Origin of the sequence: Pseudomonas sp. RIT-PI-r (assembly GCF_001297015.1) — a bacterium.
Taxonomy (GTDB): domain Bacteria; phylum Pseudomonadota; class Gammaproteobacteria; order Pseudomonadales; family Pseudomonadaceae; genus Aquipseudomonas.
In genome coordinates, this window is sequence record NZ_LIGE01000036.1 from 221,371 (window position 1) to 244,552 (window position 23,182).

The 23,182-nt window shown below is 59.1% G+C and carries 24 protein-coding genes; 6 read left to right on the forward strand and 18 right to left on the reverse strand.

Going from position 1 to position 23,182, the window contains the following annotated elements:
- Window positions 1-80 precede the first annotated feature (80 nt).
- Together AK821_RS21400 and AK821_RS21405 are read right to left on the reverse strand one after the other, a co-directional pair.
- Entirely contained in the window at window positions 81-1,010 is a 930-nt protein-coding gene (locus tag AK821_RS21400; protein WP_034155324.1) for an electron transfer flavoprotein subunit alpha/FixB family protein, read from the reverse strand.
- Window positions 1,011-1,760, reverse strand: coding sequence for an electron transfer flavoprotein subunit beta/FixA family protein (locus AK821_RS21405; RefSeq protein ID WP_007908338.1), 750 nt, complete (start codon window positions 1,758-1,760; stop codon window positions 1,011-1,013).
- Window positions 1,761-2,312: 552 nt separating this feature from the next.
- Here AK821_RS21405 and AK821_RS21410 point away from each other — a divergent pair.
- Window positions 2,313-3,977 (forward strand): electron transfer flavoprotein-ubiquinone oxidoreductase, encoded by a 1,665-nt coding sequence (locus AK821_RS21410; protein ID WP_064391476.1) that lies wholly within the window; start codon window positions 2,313-2,315, stop codon window positions 3,975-3,977.
- A 183-nt stretch (window positions 3,978-4,160) separates the two neighbouring features.
- Here the strand turns inward: AK821_RS21410 and AK821_RS21415 are convergent, their stop codons facing one another.
- Window positions 4,161-5,051, reverse strand: coding sequence for an AraC family transcriptional regulator (locus tag AK821_RS21415; protein WP_008085522.1), 891 nt, complete (start codon window positions 5,049-5,051; stop codon window positions 4,161-4,163).
- Window positions 5,052-5,242: 191 nt separating this feature from the next.
- Here AK821_RS21415 and AK821_RS21420 point away from each other — a divergent pair, with 191 nt between their 5' ends.
- On the forward strand, window positions 5,243-6,295 hold the full coding sequence (locus AK821_RS21420; RefSeq protein ID WP_064391477.1) for an NAD(P)-dependent alcohol dehydrogenase: 1,053 nt from the start codon (window positions 5,243-5,245) through the stop codon (window positions 6,293-6,295).
- Here AK821_RS21420 and AK821_RS21425 read toward each other — a convergent pair.
- The 11 genes from AK821_RS21425 to AK821_RS21475 all read right to left on the reverse strand — a co-directional run bounded on the left by AK821_RS21425 (window position 6,292) and on the right by AK821_RS21475 (window position 15,652).
- On the reverse strand, window positions 6,292-7,095 hold the full coding sequence (locus AK821_RS21425) for an IclR family transcriptional regulator (protein WP_007908330.1): 804 nt from the start codon (window positions 7,093-7,095) through the stop codon (window positions 6,292-6,294). The two genes, AK821_RS21420 and AK821_RS21425, sit on opposite strands and share 4 nt — an antisense overlap.
- Window positions 7,096-7,156: 61 nt before the next feature.
- Entirely contained in the window at window positions 7,157-8,467 is a 1,311-nt protein-coding gene (locus AK821_RS21430; protein ID WP_064391478.1) for an MFS transporter, read from the reverse strand.
- 171 nt (window positions 8,468-8,638) lie between these two features.
- The gene (dgoD, locus tag AK821_RS21435; RefSeq protein WP_064391479.1) at window positions 8,639-9,787 is read right to left on the reverse strand and encodes a galactonate dehydratase; all 1,149 of its coding nucleotides are present in this window, start codon (window positions 9,785-9,787) and stop codon (window positions 8,639-8,641) included.
- Between the two features lie 46 nt (window positions 9,788-9,833).
- On the reverse strand, window positions 9,834-10,454 hold the full coding sequence (locus tag AK821_RS21440; RefSeq protein WP_064391480.1) for a 2-dehydro-3-deoxy-6-phosphogalactonate aldolase: 621 nt from the start codon (window positions 10,452-10,454) through the stop codon (window positions 9,834-9,836).
- A 19-nt stretch (window positions 10,455-10,473) separates the two neighbouring features.
- Complete coding sequence (locus tag AK821_RS21445; RefSeq protein ID WP_064391481.1) at window positions 10,474-11,463, reverse strand: 2-dehydro-3-deoxygalactonokinase; 990 nt, start codon at window positions 11,461-11,463, stop codon at window positions 10,474-10,476.
- A gap of 89 nt (window positions 11,464-11,552) precedes the next feature.
- The gene (locus AK821_RS21450; RefSeq protein WP_152974188.1) at window positions 11,553-12,479 is read right to left on the reverse strand and encodes a hypothetical protein; all 927 of its coding nucleotides are present in this window, start codon (window positions 12,477-12,479) and stop codon (window positions 11,553-11,555) included.
- 133 nt (window positions 12,480-12,612) lie between these two features.
- Complete coding sequence (locus AK821_RS21455) at window positions 12,613-13,113, reverse strand: hypothetical protein (RefSeq protein ID WP_064391483.1); 501 nt, start codon at window positions 13,111-13,113, stop codon at window positions 12,613-12,615.
- A 3-nt stretch (window positions 13,114-13,116) separates the two neighbouring features.
- On the reverse strand, window positions 13,117-13,854 hold the full coding sequence (locus AK821_RS21460) for an alpha/beta hydrolase (protein WP_064391484.1): 738 nt from the start codon (window positions 13,852-13,854) through the stop codon (window positions 13,117-13,119).
- A 5-nt stretch (window positions 13,855-13,859) separates the two neighbouring features.
- Window positions 13,860-14,354 carry a PAAR domain-containing protein gene (locus tag AK821_RS21465; RefSeq protein WP_064391485.1) on the reverse strand — a complete coding sequence of 165 codons (495 nt, stop codon included), beginning with the start codon at window positions 14,352-14,354 and terminating at the stop codon, window positions 13,860-13,862.
- Window positions 14,351-15,013, reverse strand: a complete 663-nt coding sequence (locus AK821_RS21470) for a hypothetical protein (RefSeq protein ID WP_064391486.1) — start codon at window positions 15,011-15,013, stop codon at window positions 14,351-14,353. Before AK821_RS21470 ends, AK821_RS21465 begins: the two co-directional genes overlap by 4 nt.
- Before the next feature lie 159 nt (window positions 15,014-15,172).
- A complete protein-coding gene (locus tag AK821_RS21475) occupies window positions 15,173-15,652 on the reverse strand; it encodes a GNAT family N-acetyltransferase (protein WP_064391487.1) in 480 nt (159 codons plus the stop codon).
- A gap of 225 nt (window positions 15,653-15,877) precedes the next feature.
- Here AK821_RS21475 and AK821_RS21480 point away from each other — a divergent pair, with 225 nt between their 5' ends.
- From AK821_RS21480 to AK821_RS21495, 4 genes are all read left to right on the forward strand, one after another.
- On the forward strand, window positions 15,878-16,531 hold the full coding sequence (locus AK821_RS21480) for an HD domain-containing protein (RefSeq protein WP_064391488.1): 654 nt from the start codon (window positions 15,878-15,880) through the stop codon (window positions 16,529-16,531).
- Window positions 16,532-16,640: 109 nt separating this feature from the next.
- Complete coding sequence (locus AK821_RS21485; protein WP_064391489.1) at window positions 16,641-17,894, forward strand: MFS transporter; 1,254 nt, start codon at window positions 16,641-16,643, stop codon at window positions 17,892-17,894.
- Window positions 17,895-17,919: 25 nt separating this feature from the next.
- Window positions 17,920-18,261 (forward strand): hypothetical protein, encoded by a 342-nt coding sequence (locus tag AK821_RS21490; RefSeq protein ID WP_007908306.1) that lies wholly within the window; start codon window positions 17,920-17,922, stop codon window positions 18,259-18,261.
- Window positions 18,262-18,305: 44 nt separating this feature from the next.
- Entirely contained in the window at window positions 18,306-18,560 is a 255-nt protein-coding gene (locus AK821_RS21495; protein WP_064391490.1) for a hypothetical protein, read from the forward strand.
- 176 nt (window positions 18,561-18,736) lie between these two features.
- Here AK821_RS21495 and AK821_RS21500 read toward each other — a convergent pair whose 3' ends face one another.
- The 4 genes from AK821_RS21500 to AK821_RS21515 form a co-directional block, all read right to left on the reverse strand.
- Window positions 18,737-19,666, reverse strand: coding sequence for a PfkB family carbohydrate kinase (locus AK821_RS21500; RefSeq protein ID WP_064391491.1), 930 nt, complete (start codon window positions 19,664-19,666; stop codon window positions 18,737-18,739).
- Entirely contained in the window at window positions 19,659-21,125 is a 1,467-nt protein-coding gene (locus AK821_RS21505) for a purine-cytosine permease family protein (RefSeq protein WP_038364464.1), read from the reverse strand. Before AK821_RS21505 ends, AK821_RS21500 begins: the two co-directional genes overlap by 8 nt.
- A gap of 227 nt (window positions 21,126-21,352) precedes the next feature.
- Window positions 21,353-22,351, reverse strand: coding sequence for an ADP-ribosylglycohydrolase family protein (locus AK821_RS21510; RefSeq protein ID WP_064391492.1), 999 nt, complete (start codon window positions 22,349-22,351; stop codon window positions 21,353-21,355).
- Window positions 22,348-23,061, reverse strand: a complete 714-nt coding sequence (locus AK821_RS21515) for a GntR family transcriptional regulator (protein WP_064391493.1) — start codon at window positions 23,059-23,061, stop codon at window positions 22,348-22,350. The genes AK821_RS21510 and AK821_RS21515 overlap by 4 nt, the downstream gene beginning before the upstream one ends.
- Window positions 23,062-23,182 lie beyond the last annotated feature (121 nt).

A 23,182-nucleotide genomic window follows, 5' to 3' on the forward strand; every position in this document is an offset into this window, starting at 1 on the left:
GGCGAAACGCTCCCACTCAAATCCGAGACAAAAAAAAGCCCGGCCAACAGGCCGGGCTCTTTATAAGTGAAGCCGCTGGATTAGACCAGCTTCTCCAGCTCAGGGACTGCTTCGAACAGATCCGCCACGAGACCGTAATCGGCCACCTGGAAGATCGGCGCTTCTTCGTCCTTGTTGATCGCAACGATCACTTTGGAGTCTTTCATACCGGCCAGGTGCTGGATCGCGCCGGAGATACCAACGGCGATGTACAGCTGTGGCGCAACGATCTTGCCGGTCTGACCGACCTGCATGTCGTTCGGTACGAAGCCTGCGTCAACCGCAGCGCGCGAAGCACCGACGGCTGCGCCCAGCTTGTCGGCCAGGGCGTACAGGTGTTTGAAGTTGTCGCCGTTCTGCATGCCACGGCCGCCGGAAACGACGATCTTGGCAGCGGTCAGCTCTGGACGATCGGACTTGGCCAGCTCTTCGCCAACGAAGCTCGAAGTGCCAGCGTTGTGCGCAGCAGCGACTGCTTCAACGGCAGCCGAACCGCCTTCAGCAGCAACCGGGTCGAAACCGGTGGCACGCACGGTGATCACTTTGATCGCGGCGGTCGATTGCACGGTAGCGATAGCGTTACCGGCGTAGATCGGGCGCTTGAAGGTGTCAGCGCTTTCGACCGAGATGATCTCGGAGATCTGGTCAACGTCGAGCTGCGCAGCAACGCGCGGCAGGATGTTTTTGCCGTTGGAGGTGGCAGCAGCCAGGATGTGGCTGTAGCCAGCGCCAAGCTCTGCGACCAGCGGAGCAACGTTTTCCGGCAGCTGATGCGCGTAAGCCGCGTTATCAGCGTTCAGGACTTTGCTCACGCCAGCGATTTTCGCAGCAGCTTCAGCCACGGCGCCAGCGCCTTGACCAGCAACCAGAACGTGGATGTCGCCGCCGATTTTGGCCGCAGCAGCCACGGTGTTCAGCGTGGCCGGGGCCAGCACTTTGTTGTCGTGTTCAGCAATAACCAAGATAGTCATTTAGATTACCTTCGCTTCGTTCTTGAGTTTTTCAACCAGTTCAGCCACGGACTTGACCTTGATGCCTGCGCTGCGTGCCGCCGGCGCTTCGACTTTCAGGGTCTTGTTGGTGGAGGCGGTGGAAACGCCCAAAGCGTCCGGAGTCAGCACTTCGAGAGGCTTCTTCTTGGCTTTCATGATGTTTGGCAGAGACGCGTAGCGCGGCTCGTTCAAACGCAGGTCGGTGGTGACGATTGCAGGCAGTTTCAGCGAAACGGTCTGCGCGCCGCCGTCGATTTCGCGAGTCACGGCAACGCTGTCACCGGAGACTTCGACTTTCGAAGCGAACGTGCCCTGACCGTAGCCGCTCAGTGCCGCGAGCATCTGGCCGGTCTGGTTGTTGTCGCTGTCGATGGCCTGTTTGCCAAGGATCACCAGCTGCGGCTGTTCCTTGTCGACCACAGCCTTGAGCAGCTTGGCCACGGCGAGCGAGGTCAGATCTTCAGCGGATTCGACGAGGATGGCACGGTCGGCACCCAGAGCCAGTGCGGTACGCAGCTGCTCCTGAGCGGTGGTCGGGCCGATGGAGACGACGACGATTTCAGTCGCAACACCTTTCTCTTTCAGGCGTACGGCTTCTTCCACTGCGATTTCGCAGAACGGGTTCATCGACATCTTGACGTTGGCGAGATCGACGCCGGAATTGTCCGCCTTGACGCGAACCTTGACGTTGTAATCCACAACGCGTTTGACAGCTACAAGAACCTTCATGGATTCCTCGTTACTCTCCGGTGAAAAGAAAGTCGCCTAGGCGAACCTGGCGGTTGATGCTCATCGGGCCTACAAGGGCACCTCTAAAAACGCCGACTCGGCTCTGCAGGTGGATTCCCGATGTGAGGACCTGCGACCGTTCGTCAGTGGTGACCGACAAGTCATTGATCCTGACCCGGTGTAAAATGCGCGCCAGACTGCGCTGCGCATCACCTTTTACTGCCTGTGCCCTGTCTTTAGACGTGCTCTTGAAACCACCAGTCTGCCTACGACGAGCGCAAAACCGCCCGTATCTTGACCGGAACGCCTATTCCGGTCAATACAGCAAAATGACCATTCATAAGCCGCGCTTCTTTGATTTCTCTGGTCTGGAGCCGATTCAAACAAACGTTTGTATTGGACGCTAGGAGTGGTGTAGATATAATGCGCCGCCTAGAGAGAAAGGTGGTTTGCCCATTATTACCCTTGACGTTAACGTAAAGGCAATAACGGATCGACACCGAACCTCCAAATTAGAAAAAAAACTGTTGAGCCTTGAGTAGGAGATAGCCTGTGGAACGCGAATACATGGAATTCGACGTGGTCATCGTCGGTGCCGGCCCCGCTGGCCTGTCCGCCGCCTGCCGTCTGAAGCAGAAGGCCGCCGAAGCCGGTAAGGAAATCAGCGTCTGCGTGGTCGAAAAAGGCTCCGAAGTCGGCGCACACATCCTCTCCGGCGCCGTGTTCGAACCACGCGCTCTGAATGAACTGTTCCCGGACTGGAAAGAACTTGGCGCGCCACTGAACACGCCTGTCACCCGCGACGATATTTTCGTGCTGAAAAACGCCGACAGCGCGCAGAAGATTCCTGACCTCTTTGTGCCCAAAACCATGCACAACGAAGGCAACTACATCATCTCCCTCGGCAACCTGTGCCGCTGGCTGGCCCAGCAAGCCGAAAACCTCGGTGTAGAAATCTACCCGGGCTTCGCCGCTCAGGAAGCGCTGATCGACGAGCAAGGCGTGGTGCGCGGGATCATCACCGGTGATCTGGGCGTCGACCGCGAAGGCAACCCGAAAGAAGGCCTGTACACCCCCGGCATGGAGCTGCGTGGCAAGTACACGCTGTTCGCCGAAGGCTGCCGTGGCCACATCGGCAAGCAACTGATCAAGCGCTACAACCTCGACAGCGATGCCGACGCTCAGCACTACGGCATCGGCCTGAAAGAAATCTGGGAAATCGACCCGGCCAAACACCGGCCAGGCCTGGTGGTGCACACTGCCGGTTGGCCGCTGGACATCATGGGCACCGAGAACACCGGCGGCTCGTTCCTTTATCACCTGGAAAACAACCAGGTGGTGGTCGGTCTGATCGTTGACCTGTCCTACAGCAACACTTACCTGTCGCCGTTCGACGAATTCCAGCGCCTCAAGCACCACCCGGTGCTGGCTCAGTACCTGGAAGGCGGCAAACGCATCAGCTACGGCGCCCGCGCAATCTGCAAAGGTGGCCTGAACTCGCTGCCGAAAATGGTCTTCAAGGGCGGCGCACTGATCGGTTGCGACCTCGGCACCCTGAACTTCGCCAAGATCAAAGGCAGCCACACCGCGATGAAGTCCGGCATGCTCGCCGCTGAATCGGTAGCTGACGCACTGTTCGCTGAAAAGGACGGCACTGAAGAACTGACCACTTATGTGGACGCGTTCAAGAAGAGCTGGCTCTACGACGAACTCTTCGCCAGCCGCAACTTCGGCCCGGCGATCCACAAGTTCGGCGCCATCGTCGGCGGCGGTTTCAACTGGCTGGACCAGAACATCTTCGGCGGCAAACTGCCGTTCACTCTGCACGACACCAAGCCGGATTACGCTTGCCTCAAGCTCGCGGCCGACTGCAAGAAGATCGACTATCCGAAGCCGGACGGCAAACTCAGCTTCGACAAACTCAGCTCGGTTTTCATCTCTGGTACCAACCACGAAGAAGAACAGCCGTGCCACCTGAAGCTGACCGACCCAAGCATCCCGATCAGCAAAAACCTGCCGTTGTACGACGAACCGGCGCAGCGCTACTGCCCGGCCGGCGTGTACGAAGTGATCACCAAGGAAGACGGCGAGAAGCGCTTCCAGATCAACGCCCAGAACTGCGTGCACTGCAAGACCTGTGACATCAAGGACCCTTCGCAGAACATCACCTGGGTCACGCCGGAAGGCGCCGGCGGCCCGACTTATCCGAATATGTAAGTCGAAACGCTGAACACCAAGGCTCCCGAAACGGGGGCCTTTTTGTTGCCCACGATTCCGCTAGCAACACAAATCCCTGTGGGAGCTGGCTTGCCAGCGATGGGGCCGTGTCAAACGACATCACGGCAAACTGAACCACCGCTATCGCTGGCAAGCCAGCTCCCACAGGGAGTGTGTAAATCCTCAGGCGGCGCGCTCGTCACCCGGGCTGCGCTCGAAGTAGCGCTTGTATTCGCGGCTGAACTGCGACGTACTCTGATACCCGACCCGATGCGCCACCTGCGCCACGCCCAAGCCCTCCGCCACCAGCAACGTCTGCGCCTTCAACAACCGCAAACGCTTCAGATACTGCACCGGCGACAACAACGTGCTGCGTTTGAAATGCTCATGAAAGGTCGACACGCTCATGTTCGCGCAACCGGCCAGCGTCTCGACATTCAATGGCTCGGTGTAATGCGCATGCAGATGACTGATCGACGCCGCCACCCGCGCAAACTGCCCCTGCTGCTCGACCAACGCGCGCAACACGTCGGCCTGCGGCCCGCGCAACGCGACAAACAACAATTCCCTTACCCGCGCCGGCCCGAGAATCTGGCATTCCAGCGGATCGTGCAGGCAGCTCAGCAAGCGCTCGACACAACCGCGCATGTCATCGTCGAGCACCACCGAAGTCATCGACTCCGGCGTCTGCGCCGGAATATGCCGCCCCGGCGCCAGGCCCATGGCCAGCACCAACTCACCGAGCAACACCCGATCTATCGCCACCGACACCCCGAGCAACGGCGCATCCGGCAAGGCAAACGTCTCGCACTCGAACGGCACCGGCAGCGCCTGAATCAGGTAATGCCCAGCGCCATACTCCATCGTGCGCGGCCCAAGGAATGCCAGTTTACTGCCCTGGGCGATGATCATCAGGCTCGGTTCATAAATGTGCGGGCCACGGGCAACGTCGCAACTGGCGCGCAACACTTGCACACCGGGCAACCCGGTCGGGGAATAACCATCGCGCAGCGCCAACGGCTCGATCAACGAAACCAGCCGGGCATTGGCATCAAGATGACGGGTTAATTGCATTAAAACTCTTCACTGAAAATATGGCGGAAAAAGGGATAAAAGCATCATCGCAGATCCTTTTGCCAATACGACCGATCAAACCCGCATCCCGGAGGATTAGGCATGAGACCCGGAGGAATCGTCATGGCCGAGCGGTCAGTCGGCGCCCAGAATGCGCCGCCTCACTTGTTCCTGCTTTTGCGAGGTTTCACATGTACACCGCCATCGGCTATGCCGCCCAATCGGCCACCACCCCCCTCGCCCCGATGAAGTTCGAACGTCGCAGCCCGCGCGCCGACGACGTCGCCATCGAAATCCTCTACTGCGGCGTCTGCCACTCCGACATCCACCAGGCCCGTAACGAATGGGGCATCGCTGTTTACCCGCTGATGCCCGGCCACGAGATCGTCGGAAAAGTCACCGCGATCGGTGCGAATGTCACTAAACACAAAGTAGGCGATCTGGTCGGGGTTGGCTGCATGGTCGACTCCTGCCGCACCTGCGAAGCCTGCCAGTCGAACCTTGAGCAATACTGCCTCGAAGGCCCGACCATGACCTACGCCACCCCGGATCGGGTCGATAGCAGCAACACCATGGGCGGTTATTCGGACAGCATCGTGGTCAGCGAACACTTTGTCGTGCGCATCCCGGAAAGACTCGCATTGGCCAGCGCGGCACCGATTCTCTGCGCTGGCATCACCACCTACTCGCCGCTCAAGCACTACGGCGTCAAGGCCGGCGACAAGGTCGGAATCCTCGGCATGGGTGGCCTCGGCCACATGGGCATCAAGTTTGCCAAAGCCATGGGCGCTGAAGTGACGTTGTTTACCCGCTCAGCGAGCAAAGCTGAAGAAGGTCGTCGTCAGGGTGCCGATCACGTGATCGTTTCCACCGACGCCGAGCAGATGAAAGCCGCTGCCGGTTACTTCGACTTCCTGCTCGACACCATTCCAGTGCAGCACGATCTCAACCCGTACCTCGACACCCTGCGCTTCGATGGAGTGCACATTCTGGTTGGCCTGATCGAACCGATCGATCCGCCAGTGCACGCCGGCAAACTGGTGATGAGCCGTCGCGTATTGGCCGGTTCATTGATCGGTGGCGTCGCTGAAACCCAGGAAGTGCTGGACTTCTGCGCCGAGCACAACATCACCTGCGACATCGAAATGCTCGACATCCGCCAGATCAACGAGGCTTATGCGCGCATGATCGCCGGCGACGTGAAGTACCGTTTCGTGATCGACATGGCGACGCTCAAGGTTTAAATCTTCAGACCGAGCTCCGCCGAGAGCCGGGCTGTGACCCCTTTGATCAGGGGAATCAGCTCGGCCATTTTTTCCAGCGGCATGTACGGCACGGTACTGGCGATACTGATCGCCGCCACGATGCCCTTGCTCGCATCGCGAATCGGCGCCGCCACACAGCGGATCGACGGTTCGTTGTCTTCCAGATCGAACGCGTAGCCACCGGCGACGTACTCGGTCATGCGCTGCTCAAGCTGTTCCCACGACTGCTGGGGATGCTGCGGCCAGAACTGACTTTTCCCACCTGCGGGCAGACTGATGTCGTACAGACGCTGCCAATCTTTCGGCGAGTCATCGAGCATCAACGCCTTACCGATCCCGGTGCGCGCCAACGGCATGCGATGGCCGACCCGCGAGCGCATTTCCGGGCCATTGCGCCCCGGGTTCTTCAGCAGATACAGCACTTCATCGCCCTCACGAATCCCTAAGTGCACGGTGTCGCCGGTCAATGCCGACAATTCGTCCAGATACGGCCCGGCCAGGGTCACCAGCGGCAATTCCTCGCGCGCCTGAAACCCTAGTTCTATCAGCTTCGGCCCGAGCAGGTAACCGACTTGCGGCACCACGCGCAGGTAGCGTTCATCGACCAGACAACTGGCCAGACGATGGGTGGTGCTGCGAGTGGTGCCGATCAGCCGGGCAATCTCCTTGAGATCACGGGCGCCACTGGCCACCGCTTGCACCACTCCGAGGCCGCGCAACAGCGTCTGCGTGCCGGTGGGTGCGGCGTCCTTGGTTTTTTCCGGGGCGTCTTCCTGCATATCCAGCCTTTTACCGTTGAGCGAAGGAACGGGCGGCATTATGGTCGCCCGACGCAGACCACTACAACTCGATACGCTCGACCTTGCCGACCAGCAGCACGTAGGACAGTGCACCGATCAAGGCGAGCACCGCGATATAGGTGATCGCCGGCGCGAACGAATCGCCGCTGGCAAGGAAACCGATCACGATCGGCGTGGCAATTGCCGACAGGTTGCCGATGAAGTTGAACACCCCGCCGGTCAGGCCAAGCAAGCGTGCCGGCGCCAACGTCGAGACCAGCGACCAAGTGATCGAAGCCAGACCGTTGCCGAAAAACGCCAGCGCCAGAAAGGCAATCACCAGCGGCGTCGACTCAACGAAGTTGGCGCCGATGATCGAGGTGGAAATCAGCAGCCCGCCAATGATCGGCAACTTGCGCGCAAAACCGACCGTGTAGCCGCGCCGAATCAGGAAGTCTGAAAAGAACCCCGAACACAGCACGCCGACGAACGCGGCGAGGAACGGCAGCGACGCCAGCAGGCCGGACTTGATGAAGTCCATGCCACGATATTTCACCAGATACGTCGGGAACCACGTGAGGAAAAACCACAGCGTCGAGTTCAGGCAGAACTGGCCGAGGTAGATGCCCCACAACTTGCGTTTGGTCAGCACGATGCCCAAGTCGGTCCAGCTGAATTTGGCTTTGACCTTGGCCGTTTCCTGCTGAATATCAACCAGACCACCGCCCTCGCGGATCAGATCGATTTCCGCTTCGTTGGCGCCTTTGAAATCCCGTGGCTCGCGATACACCGCGTACCAGATCGCCGCCCAGATGATGCCTACCGCGCCGGTCGCGACGAACACCATGTGCCAGCCGAATTCGTGTTGCAGCCAAGCCAGAACCGGGGTGAGGAATGCCAGACCGACGAACTGCCCTGACGTGTAGAAACCGATGGCCGTGGCGCGCTCGCGCTCGGGAAACCAGGTTGTCACCACGCGGCTGTTGATCGGGTAAGCCGGGGCTTCCAGCGCACCGACCGCCATCCGCAGCACAAACAACGCGATGAAACTGGCAGCGAAACCGAGCATCACCGTGGCCACAGACCACAACAACAAAGCGACGCTGTAAAGAATGCGCGGCGGCACGCGGTCGACCAGCCAGCCACCGGGGATCTGCATGGCGGCGTAGGTCCAGCCGAACGCAGAGAAAATCAGGCCGACGTGAATCGGATCGATGCCCAGCTCACTGGTCAGCGCTGGCGCGGCAATCGACAGGTTGCTGCGGTCGAGGTAGTTGATGACCACGGTGATAAACAGCAACACCATGATGAAAAACCGCTTGCGGCTGGGCGTGACTAAAGACGCCTGCCCGGTGAGGGTTTGCGGTTGCATGGGGAGAGCCTCTTTTTATGTTTATTGAGGTCGGCCTGAGGCCTTGCACAAATCCCTGTAGGAGTGAGCCTGCTCGCGATAGCGTTTTGTCTGGCACAGACATGCTGGATGACACACCGAATCGCGAGCAGGCTCACTCCTACATTTGAACTGTGTTGAGTCAGAGACAAATCACCACTCGGCAAAGCTGCCATCGGCGTGGCGCCAGATCGGGTTGCGCCAGCGATGCCCGACTGCCGCACGCTCGATCACGTATTCCTCGTTGATCTCGATGCCCAACCCCGGCCCGTTCGGAATCTTCACGAAGCCTTTGTCGTAATCGAACACCCGTGGATCTTTCACATAGTCGAGCAGGTCGTTGCTCTCGTTGTAATGGATGCCCAGGCTTTGCTCCTGGATAAACGCGTTGTAGCAAACGGCGTCCAGTTGCAAACACGCCGCCAGCGCAATCGGCCCCAGCGGGCAATGCAGCGCCAGCGCGACGTCGTAGGCTTCGGCCATGTTGGCGATCTTGCGGGTTTCGGTGATACCACCGGCGTGGGAAGCGTCCGGCTGAATGATGTCGACGTAGCCTTCGCTCAACACCCGTTTAAAGTCCCAACGCGAAAACAGTCGCTCGCCGAGGGCAATCGGCGTGCTGGTCAACGGCGCCAACTCTTTCAACGCTTCGTAGTTTTCGCTCAACACCGGTTCTTCGATGAACATCAGTTTGTACGGGTCGAGCTCCTTCATCAGCACCTTGGCCATCGGCTTGTGCACGCGGCCATGGAAGTCGACGCCGATGCCGACGTTCGGCCCAACCGCATCACGCACGGCGGCAACGTTGGCCAGCGCCAGATCGACTTTTTCAAAGGTATCGAGGAATTGCAGTTCTTCGGTGCCGTTCATTTTCACCGCGGTGAAGCCACGGCTCACCGCCTCTTGCGCCGCACGCGCAGTGTCGGCCGGACGGTCGCCGCCGATCCACGAATACACACGAATCTTGTCGCGCACCTGACCACCGAGCAGATCGCTCACCGACACCCCGAGGGCCTTGCCCTTGATGTCCCACAGTGCCTGATCGATACCGGCCAGCGCGCTCATGTGGATCGCGCCGCCACGGTAGAAACCGCCGCGATACAGCACCGTCCAGATGTCCTCGATGTTGCGTGGGTCTTTGCCGATCAGGTAGTCGGACAATTCTTCGACGGCAGCGGCAACGGTGTGCGCGCGCCCTTCAACCACAGGCTCGCCCCAACCGGTCACGCCCTCGTCGGTTTCGACCTTGAGGAAGCACCAGCGCGGCGGGACGATGAAGGTGGTGAGTTTGGTGATTTTCATCTTTTTGTCTCTCTTATAGATGCAGCGCACGCAGCGCCAAAAAGTCTTAGCGAAGGGCCTTCCACGCGGCCACGTAGGCCTTGGCATTCACCGCCACTTGCTGCGGCGTCATGCCCGGTTTGAACAGGCCGGAACCGAGACCGAAACCTTTCACGCCAGCGTCGATAAACGCCTGCATGTTGTCCGGAGTTATGCCGCCGACCGGCGCCAGCACCGTCCCGGCCGGCAACACCGCGAGCCAGGCTTTGACGACGGCCGGGCCCATCTGCTCGGCCGGGAACAGCTTGAGAATGTCCGCGCCCTCCTCCAGCGCCGCGAACGCTTCCGTGGGCGTGGCGACACCCGGCGACAGAAACAGCCCCGCCGCTTTTGCCGCGCGCAAGACCTTGGCGTCGCTGTGCGGCATGACGATCACTTGGCCGCCGGCTTCCTTCACCAAACCGACCTGTTCCGGCGTCAACACCGTGCCGGCACCGATCAGGCAATCGGCGGGCAAGGTATTGCGCAGGATGCGGATACTTTCGTACGGCGAAGGGGAATTGAGCGGTACTTCGATGACGCGAAATCCGGCTGTATAAAGGACTTCTCCGACAGCGGCGGCTTCCTGCGGATGCAGGCCACGCAGAATCGCGATCAGACCGTTTTGCGCCAATGCTTGCTTGAGCATGTCAGGCCTCCAGTCAGGGTTAACGGGATGAGGAATCGATCAGTCCGGCGGCCAGCGCCAGTTGCCACAAACCACGCTCGGTGGCCTGTTCGGCCAGCGTTACGTTGGCGAAACCGCAGGCATCGAGCGCGCGGCTGTAGCGCGCACAGAGTTGCGCGTTACCGATGAGGATGATCGAAGGGAGATTCGGATTGTTGCGGCGACGCCGCTGAACCGTGGCCAGCGCCGCCAGTTCATGGCCGATCATCAGGCCGGACAGATAATCCGCCTGCGCGGTCGGGCTGAGTTCGCCGGTCAGACCCAGGGTACGGGCGCTGAACAACGTCGACAGCACGCCGAGTTCACCGTCCGCCGACTGCGCAACCTGCACGCCCCGGTCAAACGCCAGAGCATCGAACGCCGCGCCTTGCTTCAGGGTCCGGCCGAGAATGCTGTGCTCGCTGAGTACAGCGAACACTTCGCCAGTCATGAACGTGTCGAAATGAGTGATGCAGCCATCGACCACGTCGACCCATTTCGAGTGGCTGCCCGGCAGGCCGATCAACAGATCGGCACCCGCCTCAATCGGCAGATTCTGCAGCACACCGAGCACTTGGGTTTCTTCGCCACGCATCACATTCGGCAGACGCGAACGCTGAATCACACCCGGCACGATATGCACGAGAGTGCCGCGCAGACTGACAACTGTTTGTAGGGAGTTTCCGAGATTGGCGACGTTCGCCGGCGTCTCGCAGTAGGCCGCTTCACGCCAGCCCTGTGCGCTGCCAACCATGCCGCAGGCAATCACCGGCAGATCCGGCTGCGCATCGAGCCAGTCGCCGCACGCCTCGTCAAAGGCCAATTCAAAACCATCGGTGCATTCGCGACCGTTGATGATTCGCGGGGTCTTGGGCAATTGCATGATCCCGGACGACAGCGCGCGCTGCTCCAGCACCACACCGCCCGCCGCGAGTTTGTAAGCACGTAATGAGGTCGTCCCCCAGTCGAGCGCGATCAATTGCGCCAGCATCGCTTCACCTGTTTTGTTTTTGGCAGTGAGTGCGACGGACTATAGCCCTCCCGGAAGGGAAATCTCAATATGTAATTTTACATCCCATATTATGGGACGGAATCAGTCCGTTTTGTCCAGCGCTGAACGACATCCAGATTGTTGTCGATCAGGATCCTCACTGTTTCGTACTCGCTGGATCCCACCTCATGTGTGCGGCCCTTGTCGTCAGTTACTCCGGGCTCCCGGCGTCCGTCAGCGCGAATAATGGTGTACGCCGCGAAGGGCGCCGGGTTTTCCTCTGAACCTGAAACAACCTTCAGCTTCGTGTTGTTCGGCGCAAACGAGGCCAGCATGCCGGTATAGGGCACGTCGCTACAGAGTCCGAGGCTGTCAATCTGGTCATAGCCGAGCGTCAGGTCATAGCGCCAGCGCACGATGCACACTGAGGCAAAAGGCAGCAACGACCTTGGTTGGTCGGGCTGTTTGAGCGAAATACGCGCGGGTGCCACGCGCGGATGTTCTATTGCGGCAATGAACCGCGACGTGGGCATGTACATGACTTTCGAGTAATACGCCACGAACGGGAACGCGGTGATCACCACCTTGCACGGAATGTATTCCTGCGGTTTGAGGATCTGCACCAACTCAACCGGTCGGATGTGGTTACGGCCGTCATTGACAGCGTGATTCTCGACACTGATATTCGCGAACATCTCATAGCGACGATCGCCTTCGATCACGCGCATGCCGCTGACGATTCCCGAGGCTTCCAGAACGATTTCATGTTCGATGGAAAAATCCGCATCGCCATTCAACGAGCAATGGATCCAGGTACCAATCTGCCCTCGTCGCCCATGATCCTCATACAGGTCAATGAGGTTTCGGTCTGAGGTGAAACGCAGGTCGTAAGAGGAAGATATCTCGTGATTGATCGAGACAAATTCAAGCCTGGCGGGTGGGACATTGAGGTGCAGGCAAGATGAACACAATAAAAAACCGGCAATCAATAAAACCTTGTAGATTTTTCGATTCATTAGCGGTGTTCCTCCTGAATCACACACGGTTGCAACTGTTGAAATGAATATTCAAGATCACCCGCCGAATACAAAGTTTGATCCCGAAACAATAATTCGGCTTATTTATCCAAAGCACAAAACAACTGACTCATCACTCCAAGCCATCGATTTCTTTTAAAAAATCTTTGGAAGGAATACGCATAAATTCCGAAAAGTAGGTTTTATATTTTGTTGTATGCACTCTGAATGTACACACAACGAAATCATTCGCCATTAAAGCTCCGCGCAACCCATTACCATCAAGAATACGCTCCTTACCCTGCACTTCGCCGGTCTCTTTAAAAATAACTCTGGCGATATACTTTCCTTTCGACGGGTTTTCACTCACCTCAACGATACCGTTGCCGTAGAGCTTCTGATAATGGCCTATAGAAAAATCCAGATCAGCACCCAAGGTGCAAACCAGTTCCTCGCCAATTTTAGACTGGAACAACCCCAACAAATCGGTATGACTTGAGAAACCAATGAAGAACGAACTTCCACTCGAGCTAAGTGAAACCGCTCTGTAATCAAGAGCGGCAATTGGCCTGCCATGATTCGAGGAACATGAGCAACAAAACAATAGGGCAAGCGTCAACAAAAATCTATTCAAAGTCTATTTCTCCCTTAGATAGCCAAGTATAGAGTCTGCCAACAGCTGGCGAGCGGACTTACCCCCATCCAGTTTTTTATCGAACATGACATCCGCATCTGCGTGATTGACATCAACTCGGCCACTGACATCAGGACCTGAAGTTATTTCCCATTGCTCACCAAAGTCCGCGACAGTATCAGATATGTCTCGATTCTTGATTTTATCCGCACGGATATTTACCCAGAACCCCGCCTTTGGTTCAGGTTTTCGCCTATAAATGGTTGAAATACCATATACGATCTTTCCCTGCCCCACGGGATCTATCGTTATCAGCATTTTGACCTTATAACCCTTATCGGTCAAAACACTGGAGAGGTGTGCGCCGTTCCAACCGCCCAAACTGTGTCCTATGATATAAACAGGCGTGGATTTTTCAGGAACTTCAACCAATACATTTTTGGCCAGGTCCTCATCGGTCAGGAATTTATTATAAGCCAGTGCTTTCATGTCGCACTTCGACAAATAGCACAGCGCTGCAGCATCAGCCTCTACTTTAGTTCGAACATGACTCACGTTCCAGTTCGGCCCACTGAGGTAGTAACTTTCCTGGTCTCCCGCACCACCGACAAACAAAATGAAGACTTTCTTCATGCTGATCGCAATGATTTTGGCGCACTTATCTTCTGGCTTGGTTAATTCAACGCTCCCCGCGTCTCTTTTAGCCAAAGGTTCCAGGCTCGCCGCATTCTCTCCTGCCATATCAGTCACTCAACAAATAATTTAATAGTTTCAGGTAAATGCGAGCTGACGGTATGGGTAAATCCCGACGCATCGGTAACGCCATGTTCTTCACTGCCGTTACCGCGCTGAATCGTGTAGGGGTGATAAGGCACAGGCTCTCCAGTTGCCTCATTCACTACTTGCAACCTGTCCGTAAAATGCACCGGCATCGGCAACAACCCGCTAAACGCCGCCCCTCCACCACTCTGGCCAATGATCACCGTCCCCGAACCACCCACCACGACATTGCCGTGGCCGCCGGTGCTGTCGAGCGTCGCGGCATTCAAGCCGTTGATGAAAACGGTGCCGGAAACGGCTCCGGTAATCGGGCTGCCACACGCCGATTTATCGGTCATGCGCGCAGCGGCGAGGCCGTCGAAAAAGACGTCGGGCGAGCCGGAAACAATCGGGTTGGTGCCATGCCCTGGCAGTGGGCAGGCGGTCGGGTCGGTGACGCGTGCAGCGGGTTTACCACTCAATTCAAAGCTCCTTGCTTCAGGGGTTCCGGGTGCGGCTGATGAATATCGATGTCGGTCGCGGCGAAGCGCCAGCGGTTGTCGACGGGGTCGAACAGGACGTGGCAATGCTCACGGCTGTCGGGTGATGCGGCGGTTTGCAGGTGTCGCCAGGCTTCGTCGGTTTGCCAGGCCAGTTCAGCCGGCGAGGCGTCGTCGAGTTCGTTGAGCCAGGCGTTGTAGTTGCGCAGGTGATTACGCTCATAAGTCGATTGCAGCAGTTCGGCCATTTGTGCGCCGAGGTCGAGATGATGCTGGGCCGTCCACTGGCCGATCTCGGAATAGACGTACCAGCCCATCGGCATCAACCCGCCGTCCTTGAGCAGCGAATACCCGGCAGGGGAGACAAAACCGCAACAGACGTGCAGTGTCAGCCAGCCTTGATGGGCATCGATAAACGCCGTCGGATCGAAGGTGCGCAGCGCTATCACGCGGTAATCGGCGAGCCCGGCACTGCGCGTCATCAACTCGGCATCAAGGCGTGACACGAACGCACGAATGGCAGTGCCGCCCGTGCTGTTCGTCGTACAGAGAATGTCGACCGGTTGGCGCTGGGGGTTGTCGCTCGAGCCTGAGTTTTTCACCAGGCCATACAGACGCATTGTCGCCCGTAGTCCGCTCATCGCCGGTCACTCGTTGACGCAGCGAAGGCTCCACGGGCGTGGAGAAGTTGTGCCAGAGGCATTGCAGGTGTCGTCCGTGAGCGCGCAAAAATGGCGCGTAGAATGCCGGACTAGAGCGCTGGCGACAATCGAATTAGTACTGGATTGCCATCATTGTTTTCAGCCCTCGGCAAACTCGCGCAGGACCTGGCCATCCATACGGTAGCGCACCCACTCTTCCTGCGGTTGCGCGCCGAGGGATTTGTAGAATTCGATGGCCGGCGTGTTCCAGTCGAGCACGCTCCATTCGAAGCGGCCGCAGTCGTTGTCGCAGGCGATTTTCGCCAAGTGCCGCAGCAAGGTTTTGCCGGCGCCGCCGCCACGTTGTTCGGGGGTGATGTAGAGGTCTTCGAGATACAGGCAGTTGCTGCCGAGCCAGGTCGAGTAGCTGAAGAAGAACACCGCGAAACCGATGGGCAGACCATCGCGCAGGCAGATCAAACCGTGGGCGGTGGCGCCTTCGCCGAACAGGCTGCGTTCGATGTCGGCAACGCTGGCGATGACTTCGTGGCGGGCCTTTTCGAAATCGGCGAGTTCAGTGATGAAGGCGAGGGTTTGCGGGGCATCGCTGGGGGTCGCCGGGCGGGTTTCGATCGTCATTGACGGGCCTTGTCGGAAAAGGGAAACGCCATACTAAGGCGGTAAGCGGCGCTCGTCACATGGCAAAACACACACTACCCTGCGCAATGTTGCAAACACTGCAGTTACCTGTGGGAGCGAGCCTGCTCGCGAATGCGGACTGTCAGTGACATTGCGGTGAATGATACTGCCTCTTCGCGAGCAGGCTCGCTCCCACAAGAACTGGGACAATCTGAAAGGATGCTTATGAACCTTGAGCTTTTTACACCCGTGGAGGCACTGGCAGCAGAGTTGCTGCCCCACGCTCTGGAACCGTCCGACGACGGCGCCCACGACCTCGCGCACCTTCAGCGGGTCTGGCACAACGTGCGTACGCTGCATACAGAAGAAGGCGGTGATCTGGAGGTTCTGCTCGCTGCGGTGCTCCTGCACGATTGCGTGGCTGTCGAGAAAAACTCGCCACTGCGCGCGCAAGCCTCGCGTCTGGCGGCAGAAAAGGCTTCATCGGTGCTCGCCGATCTGAACTGGCCCGAAGAAAAAATCACGGCCGTCGCCCACGCCATCGAAGCCCACAGTTTCTCCGCCAACATCACCCCGCTCACCCTCGAAGCCAAGATCGTCCAGGACGCCGACCGCCTCGACTCACTCGGCATGCTCGGCGTCGCCCGTACGTTCTATATCGCCGGGCGCATGGGCTCGGCGTTGTACGACCCGCAGGATCCCGAAGCGAAACAGCGCGACTACGACGACAAACGTTTTTGCCTCGATCACTTCCAGACCAAGCTGCTGCACCTCGCCGACGGTTTCCAGACAGACGCTGGCCGGCGTCTGGCGCAGGTCCGTCATCAACGCCTGAAAGGTTTCATGGAACAATTCAAGGAAGAGATCGGCATCGCCTGAGGGTTACTCCGGCGCGCAGCGATCCTGACTTCGCCAACCTCAGACCTAATCCGCCGGCCCGCCGTGTTAAACAGATGACGCTGAATTTTTCCGGTCAAGGAACCGCGTCATGTCGCAAGCAACACCCACGGTATCGAGCAAGCTGTTCGGCCTGTTCTGCCTCGCCAGTTATCTGTTGTCGCTGTCGTATGGTTCGACGTTTTTGCTGTCGCTGCTGATCGGTTCGCGCGGTGGCAATGAACACGATGCCGGCAGTGTGATTTCGGCGGCGATGGTCAGTACGTTTGTCGCGGTGCTGGTGTCCGGGCATTTGTCGGACTGGCTCGGGGCGGCGCGTTCGATTGCGCTGTTCGGGTTGTTGCTGGTGACGGCGAGCCTGGGTTTTGCGCTGACGCCGGGGTTCGGTCATTTACTGCTGTTTTTCGGTTTGTTGTTGGGATTGGGCTGGGGCGTTTTTTACACCTTGGGGCCGATTATCGTTGCCAGTCTGGTGACGCCGGCGCAGCGGGCCAAATATTTCGCCTTGCTGTCCGGCAGCATGATGACCGGCATCGGCAGCGGGCCATTACTGGGTCGTGCGGCGAGTGCATTGGGGTTGCCGGTGACCTCGGCATTTTATCTGGCGGCGCTGGCAAGCCTGATCGGGGTGCTGCTGTTCTGGCAGCTTGGCGCAAAACTGAAAAGTACCCAAGCCACAACCGCTGCAAGAATCACCTGGCAGACGACCACTCAAGTGCTCGGTTCACGCGCCCTGTTTCCGATCATCATGGTCGGTCTCGGCGGCTGCGTATTCGGTGGCCTGTCGAGTTTTCAGACAAGTTATGCCGCCGCCCTTTCGCTGGATTATTCGTTGTTCTTTCTCGGCTTCATGAGTGCCGCGATCAGCAGTCGGATGCTGATCTCGGGATATGTCGTCAAGCGTGATCCATTACGCGCATCGTGCCTGCTGTCGGGACTGATGCTGGGTTCGATTGTGCTGTTCGCGTTCGGTGTGCACAGCGGATTCAGCTATCTGTTGGCGGCGCTGATGCTCGGCGTCGGTTATGGCCTGACGTATTCGGTAATCAATGGCCTCGCCGCCAACGAAGCACCGGCCGGCACCACATCGCAGGCGTTGTTGCTGTTCAGTCTTTCGTACTTCATCGGTGTATTTGGTTTCCCGCTATTGGCCGGGAAAATCATCGTCGAGCACGGCATGAGCACGCTGCTTTTGACGGTATTGCTCGTCGCGTTGGCCAACTGGCTGATCACCCTTGGTCGCTTGCTCTGGCGCCGAATCAACGCCAAAACCGCAGCGACGATCCAGACCGTTCGTCGTTCATCAGGCACCAATCCAATCCGAGGGCAGACCAACGACAGGTAAGGATTCCAATCACTGGAGAAGCCCTATGATCCCGTCAAGGTTGACCGCTTTCGTATTCAGCGCCCTGCTCTGCCCTGCGGTTTTCGCCGCATCTGCCACCGCTGCGGGCACCGGCCCTACCGACCCTACCCCACCCCGCGCACCCGCCATCAACAGTGCCCCCGGCATGAACACTGATGGCTCGGGCGTGCCGTTGATCAATCAGCCTCCCGCCACCGGCACCGATCCGCGCACTCAGGGCAGTGACCCGGGTCGTCAGGGCGGCATGAACACTCCCGATGCCCCCGCCACGCCAGACAACGCGGGCCCCGGCGTCGGCTCGAAAACCACCACTGGTGGCTCCGGTTCCGAAGGATCCGGTCAGTAGTTCGCCGACGCGAGCGTCCTGTTCACATCCACGAAGAGGTAACCATGAACGTCGATAAAAACCTGGAAAGAGAAGTCCTCACCCGCCTGCTGCATGCTCATCCGAGTGGTCTGGGCAAGGAGGTGCTGGACAATTACCGGGGCGAGAAGGTTGTGGCCAGCGCCCTCGCCGCTTTGCAGGATCGTGGACTGATTCACCACGGGCATGTGACCTGCAACGAGGCTGGCGAACATTCGTTGAACCTGCCGATCAAGCTCAGTGCAGCCGGCGTTGAAGCGGCACGCAAGCTGGATAGCTGAGCGATATGATCGTGTGATCGTGTGATCGTGTGATCGCTAATCATGCAGGAGCTGCAATTGGCTGCGATCTTTGCTTTTAGAAGATCAAAAGATCGCAGCCTTCGGCAGCTCCTACATTGGATCTGAGGCGAACATAAATCCCCTGTGGGAGCGAGCCTGCTCGCGAAAGCGGTAGATCAGGCGCCGCCGGAATCGAGGATAAACGCATCCACCTCAGCCGCTCCCGGCGAAGTCGCCGGCCCCCAGCGCGTCACCGCAATAGCCGCTGCCGCATTCGCCCGCCGCGCCGCTTCATGGGCAGACAAACCCTGCGCCAATCCGGCAATAAACACCCCTGCATGGGCATCACCGGCGCCATTGCTGTCCACGGCTTTCACCGCAAACCCCGGCACATGCCGACGCTCATCGCGCTGATGAATCCAGCAGCCCTGCGGCCCGTCGCGGACCACCATCAGCACTTCATTGGGTAGATGTTCAGCGAGACGATCCAACGCCACGCCAATATCCTCAGCCCCGGTAAACCGCAGCGCCTCGACACTGTTGCTGGTCCACACATCAATGCGTGGCAGCAGCGCTTGCATCATCGGCGAGTCGGGCGATTCCACCAACGGGCCCGGATCGAAAACCACGTTGATCGCGTCCGGTAACGCCAACGTCCAGTCGAGCAACGCTTGCGCTTTACCCTCGTGCAACAGGCTGTAGCCGCTGAGATAAACATAATCGCCCGCCACAACCGCAACGCTGTTCAGATCCTCTTCGGTCACCTCACCTTCAGCGCCGATATAGGAAATGAAACTGCGCTCCGCCGACGCATCGGTCAGCGCCACACACAAACCGGTGTCTTTCTGCGCGGGTTCGGTGATGCCGATGTGAATCCCCTCGGCGTTCATCGCCTGGCGCGCCAGATCGCCGAAACGTCCGGTGCCATGCCGGCCAAGATAAACCACCGGCAAACCATTACGCACCGCCGCCGCCATCACATTGAACCCGCCGCCCGCTTCAAAACCGGCCGACTGCGCCAGCACGTCACCGCCAATCTGCGGCAGCTTATCCACGGCCATGACCAGGTCGATGATGACCTGGCCGGTGTGCAACATCTTAGGCATGAGCATTCTCGGTTTGCGCGGCGCGGCGATCTTTCGCCCCGCCGAGGACGAAGTAAATGCCACCAGCGACGACGAAGGTCACGATCCAGCCGAGGCCGTTGTGGCCCAGCCACGAGTCGGACAGGAAGCCCTTGAACCAGACGTTCTCGGCAGTGGTGCCGATGGTGGTGAAACTGAAGCCGAGGACGATGGCAATCGCCCACGCGCCGAATGCGCGCCATTCGATGCCGCCGCGATACCAGTAGGCACTGCTCGGGCTGACGTCGAGCAGGTCTGTCGGGCTGTAGTAGTGACGGTGAATCAGGTCGACCACAAAGATCCCGACCCATGCGGTGATCGGCACCGCCAGCAACGAAATGAAAGTAATGAACGGCCCGTAGAAGCTGTCCGCAATCAGCATGAAGTAGATCGAGCCGGCGAAGATCGCGACGATATCGACCACCACCGCGTAGACGCGCTTGACCTTCAGGCCGAGGGTCAGCGTGGTCAGACCGGCGGAGTACACCGACAGGTTGTTCGACAGCAGCAGGCCACCGAATGCGGTGATCAGGTACGGCACCGCCATCCAGGTTGGCAGCATGTCGCGGATCGCCACGATCGGGTCAGTCGCCGACGCCAGGTCGTTGTTGCCCACCGAGAGCAAACCGCCGAGGGTGATCAACAGCACCAGCGGAATACCCGCACCAAACGCGGCAGACGCGACCAGACGCACAGCCTTGACGCTGCGATGCTGGTAGCGCGACATGTCGGCGCCAGCGTTGGCCCAACCGATACCGGTACCGGCGGCCATGGTGCCGATGCCGATGATCATTGCGCTCATCGGTGCGGGCGTGGCGTTGAACACCGCGCTCCAGTCGATGGTTGCGCAGAGGAAGCCACCAACAAGGATGTTCAGCGCGCCGAACACGTAGGTCGCCCACTTCTGGATCACCAGCAAGGTCGCGTGGCCGAGGCCGGACACCGACAGGGTCAGCAGCACAAAAATCGCGATGAAGATCAGCGTCAATACCGGTGCGCTTTTCGCTTCGACCGGTGAGCCGAACAGGATCGAACACAACGACAGCAGCACGAACGCGGCGGTGGTTGTATTGACGGTTTCCCAGCCCAGACGCGACATCAGCGAGACCAGCGTCGGGCCGATATTGCCGCGCACGCCGAAGATCGCTCGCGACAAGGTCAGGCTCGGCGCGCGGCCACGGCGACCGGCAATCGAGATGATTCCGACTACCGCAAACGAACCGGCAGCGCCGATGATCGCGACGATGATTGCCTGCCAGATCGCCAGCCCGCGAAACGCCACCAGCGTGGCGCCCAGCGGCAGACCGAGGATGGAAATGTTGGCGGCGAACCAGACCCAGAACAGCTGCAGCGGGTGGCCGTTGCACTCGGCTTCCGGCACCGGTTCGATGCCGCGGGTTTCCAGTTGCCCGGCGCTTTGCCCGGCGTTTGATGAACTCATGAAGGTGCTCCTGTTTGCCTTTTTTGTGGTTGTGGCAATTGATGCAAAACGACAAGACATCGCGGCCGTCCTCGGCCTGTCTGTGCGATCCATTGCGGGTGAATATTCGATTATGCGGTGCGCCTATCGCTGGCAAGCCAGCTCCCACAGGGATCAGGGTGTACACAAATGTGTGTTCACAGCAAAAACCTGTGGGAGCTGGCTTGCCAGCGATGGCGTCAGTTCACTCAGCGCAAGGCCAACAGCCCCTGCACCAACGGTTCAAGCTGCAGATGATTAACGGCCTTCACCGTATCAATCATCTCGGCAGGCCAACTCTCAAGGCCCAGGCAGGCCCCAAGCATTGCACCGAGAATCGCCGCGATGGTGTCAGTGTCGCCGCCCAGACTGGCAGCCATGCACAGCGCATCAAACGCGCTCATTTCACCGACCGCGACTTGCTGCGCCAGTGCAAACGAGACCACCACCGATTCCTGCGACGCCACAGATGTGCCGATCACGTCGTAAAGCAAATCGGCGAGCAGGGCCTTGTCACTATCGACGCTGATGCTGCGTGCCCAACTGATGCGTGACGCGATACGTCCACCGGCGACCCAGTGGCCGTGCTTTTCCGCTTGCTGAGCGATTTGCTGACCGAGGTTCAACGCCTCGCCCAGATCCATGCCGTTGATGCCCGCAGACACCACCGCCGCCACCGCCGCCGCGCTGGAAATCCCCAGCGTGGTGTTGTGAGTCACTTGGCAGGCCTGCACTACCGCCGCAATAAAACGCTCAGAGTCGGTCACGTCTGACGCAATTCCCACCGGGGTAATACGCATCGCCGCGCCGTTGGTGGTGCCATAGCGTCCGGCCTCTTCCGGCGAATGCCCGGCAAGGATCATTTCGATCGCGCGCTTGGTCGACGGCCCAAGCAAATCCTGCGAGCCCTTGGCCTGCATCTCGGCTTCCCACTCGATCAAACGTTGCGCGAGGATCGCCGGCTCGATGCGGCCCTTGCCTTCGACCAGCAACTCGCCGACCAGGATTGCCTGTTCGGTGTCATCGGTGATCGAGCCTTTGGGCATGTTCGCGGCAATCGGTTGCAACGGACCGGCGTCCTGCAAATCAGTGATCTTGCCGAAGCGGGTCTGGATGGTTTCGCGGTTCAGCGATTGCGTCGGCATGCCAAGCGCATCACCGAGGGCCAGGCCATAAAACGCACCGAGGGCACGGTTGAGCGCGGTCATTTCGATTCTCCAAATTGCAGGTGCAGACGAAAATGCACCGGGTCGAGCAGGCTTTCGACCAGCTCCATGAAACGGTTCTGGCGGTCGTAGGTGGTGCGCAGGGCTTTGAGGAACACCGTGCCTTCCGGGCGTCCGAGCAGTTCAGCGTCGACGGCGTTCAACGGTTCGGCGCCGATCCATTGATCACCGCGCTCGCCGATGTAGCCGTAAGCGGCCAGGGTGATGGTCAGGGAATTGTCGATCAGACCGACGCGCGGCAGGCTCTCCAGGCCGCCGGTAGCCGGCATCAAAGAACGTTCAAGGGACACCAGCGTGCCTTCGGTGGAACGGCGACGACGGTCGAGGGTGATGAATTGATCGGTGCCGAAACGCGCCATGAGATCGGGCCGGGTCACGGCTTCCAGACGCAACACTTCGGTATTGATCATCGCGCCGCTGTCGGCCAAGGCCTGCGCCCAGCCACTGCGTTGGTCGAGGGCGACACCATCGAAGGTGACGATCGAGCCGACGCCGCTTTGCGTGGCGATGTAGTTCCGCCGTTTCAGTTCGGCCAGCGCTTCGCGCAGCGTGCCTCGGCTGACCTGGAATTCTTGAGCCAACTGATGCTCGCCGGGCAACAGAAAGCCGTCCTCCATGAGGCCGCTTTCGATGCGCCGGACGAGTTCGTCGACCACCCGTTGTTTCTTGTCAAATCGTACCTGTCTAATCATGTACAAATTGATACCCGAAACAAGCGTGGGCGGGCAAGGGATATTTAGGGAGAGTGACGAAAGGCGGGAGAATCAAAAGCCCCTCACCCTAGCCCTCTCCCGGAGGGAGAGGGGACTGAAT

Coding starts and splice junctions, on each gene's coding strand:
- AK821_RS21460 (WP_064391484.1), bottom strand. CDS start 13,854: ATGGCAGGAGAGAATGCGGCGAGCCTGGAACCTTTGGCTAAAAGAGAC.
- AK821_RS21490 (WP_007908306.1), top strand. CDS start 17,920: ATGATCCCGTCAAGGTTGACCGCTTTCGTATTCAGCGCCCTGCTCTGC.
- AK821_RS21420 (WP_064391477.1), top strand. CDS start 5,243: ATGTACACCGCCATCGGCTATGCCGCCCAATCGGCCACCACCCCCCTC.
- AK821_RS21515 (WP_064391493.1), bottom strand. CDS start 23,061: ATGATTAGACAGGTACGATTTGACAAGAAACAACGGGTGGTCGACGAA.
- AK821_RS21400 (WP_034155324.1), bottom strand. CDS start 1,010: ATGACTATCTTGGTTATTGCTGAACACGACAACAAAGTGCTGGCCCCG.
- AK821_RS21480 (WP_064391488.1), top strand. CDS start 15,878: ATGAACCTTGAGCTTTTTACACCCGTGGAGGCACTGGCAGCAGAGTTG.
- AK821_RS21430 (WP_064391478.1), bottom strand. CDS start 8,467: ATGCAACCGCAAACCCTCACCGGGCAGGCGTCTTTAGTCACGCCCAGC.
- AK821_RS21475 (WP_064391487.1), bottom strand. CDS start 15,652: ATGACGATCGAAACCCGCCCGGCGACCCCCAGCGATGCCCCGCAAACC.
- AK821_RS21450 (WP_152974188.1), bottom strand. CDS start 12,479: ATGAATCGAAAAATCTACAAGGTTTTATTGATTGCCGGTTTTTTATTG.
- AK821_RS21405 (WP_007908338.1), bottom strand. CDS start 1,760: ATGAAGGTTCTTGTAGCTGTCAAACGCGTTGTGGATTACAACGTCAAG.
- AK821_RS21445 (WP_064391481.1), bottom strand. CDS start 11,463: ATGCTGGCGCAATTGATCGCGCTCGACTGGGGGACGACCTCATTACGT.
- AK821_RS21510 (WP_064391492.1), bottom strand. CDS start 22,351: ATGACCGCGCTCAACCGTGCCCTCGGTGCGTTTTATGGCCTGGCCCTC.
- AK821_RS21440 (WP_064391480.1), bottom strand. CDS start 10,454: ATGCTCAAGCAAGCATTGGCGCAAAACGGTCTGATCGCGATTCTGCGT.
- AK821_RS21425 (WP_007908330.1), bottom strand. CDS start 7,095: ATGCAGGAAGACGCCCCGGAAAAAACCAAGGACGCCGCACCCACCGGC.
- AK821_RS21485 (WP_064391489.1), top strand. CDS start 16,641: ATGTCGCAAGCAACACCCACGGTATCGAGCAAGCTGTTCGGCCTGTTC.
- dgoD (WP_064391479.1), bottom strand. CDS start 9,787: ATGAAAATCACCAAACTCACCACCTTCATCGTCCCGCCGCGCTGGTGC.
- AK821_RS21415 (WP_008085522.1), bottom strand. CDS start 5,051: ATGCAATTAACCCGTCATCTTGATGCCAATGCCCGGCTGGTTTCGTTG.
- AK821_RS21500 (WP_064391491.1), bottom strand. CDS start 19,666: ATGCCTAAGATGTTGCACACCGGCCAGGTCATCATCGACCTGGTCATG.
- AK821_RS21505 (WP_038364464.1), bottom strand. CDS start 21,125: ATGAGTTCATCAAACGCCGGGCAAAGCGCCGGGCAACTGGAAACCCGC.
- AK821_RS21495 (WP_064391490.1), top strand. CDS start 18,306: ATGAACGTCGATAAAAACCTGGAAAGAGAAGTCCTCACCCGCCTGCTG.
- AK821_RS21470 (WP_064391486.1), bottom strand. CDS start 15,013: ATGAGCGGACTACGGGCGACAATGCGTCTGTATGGCCTGGTGAAAAAC.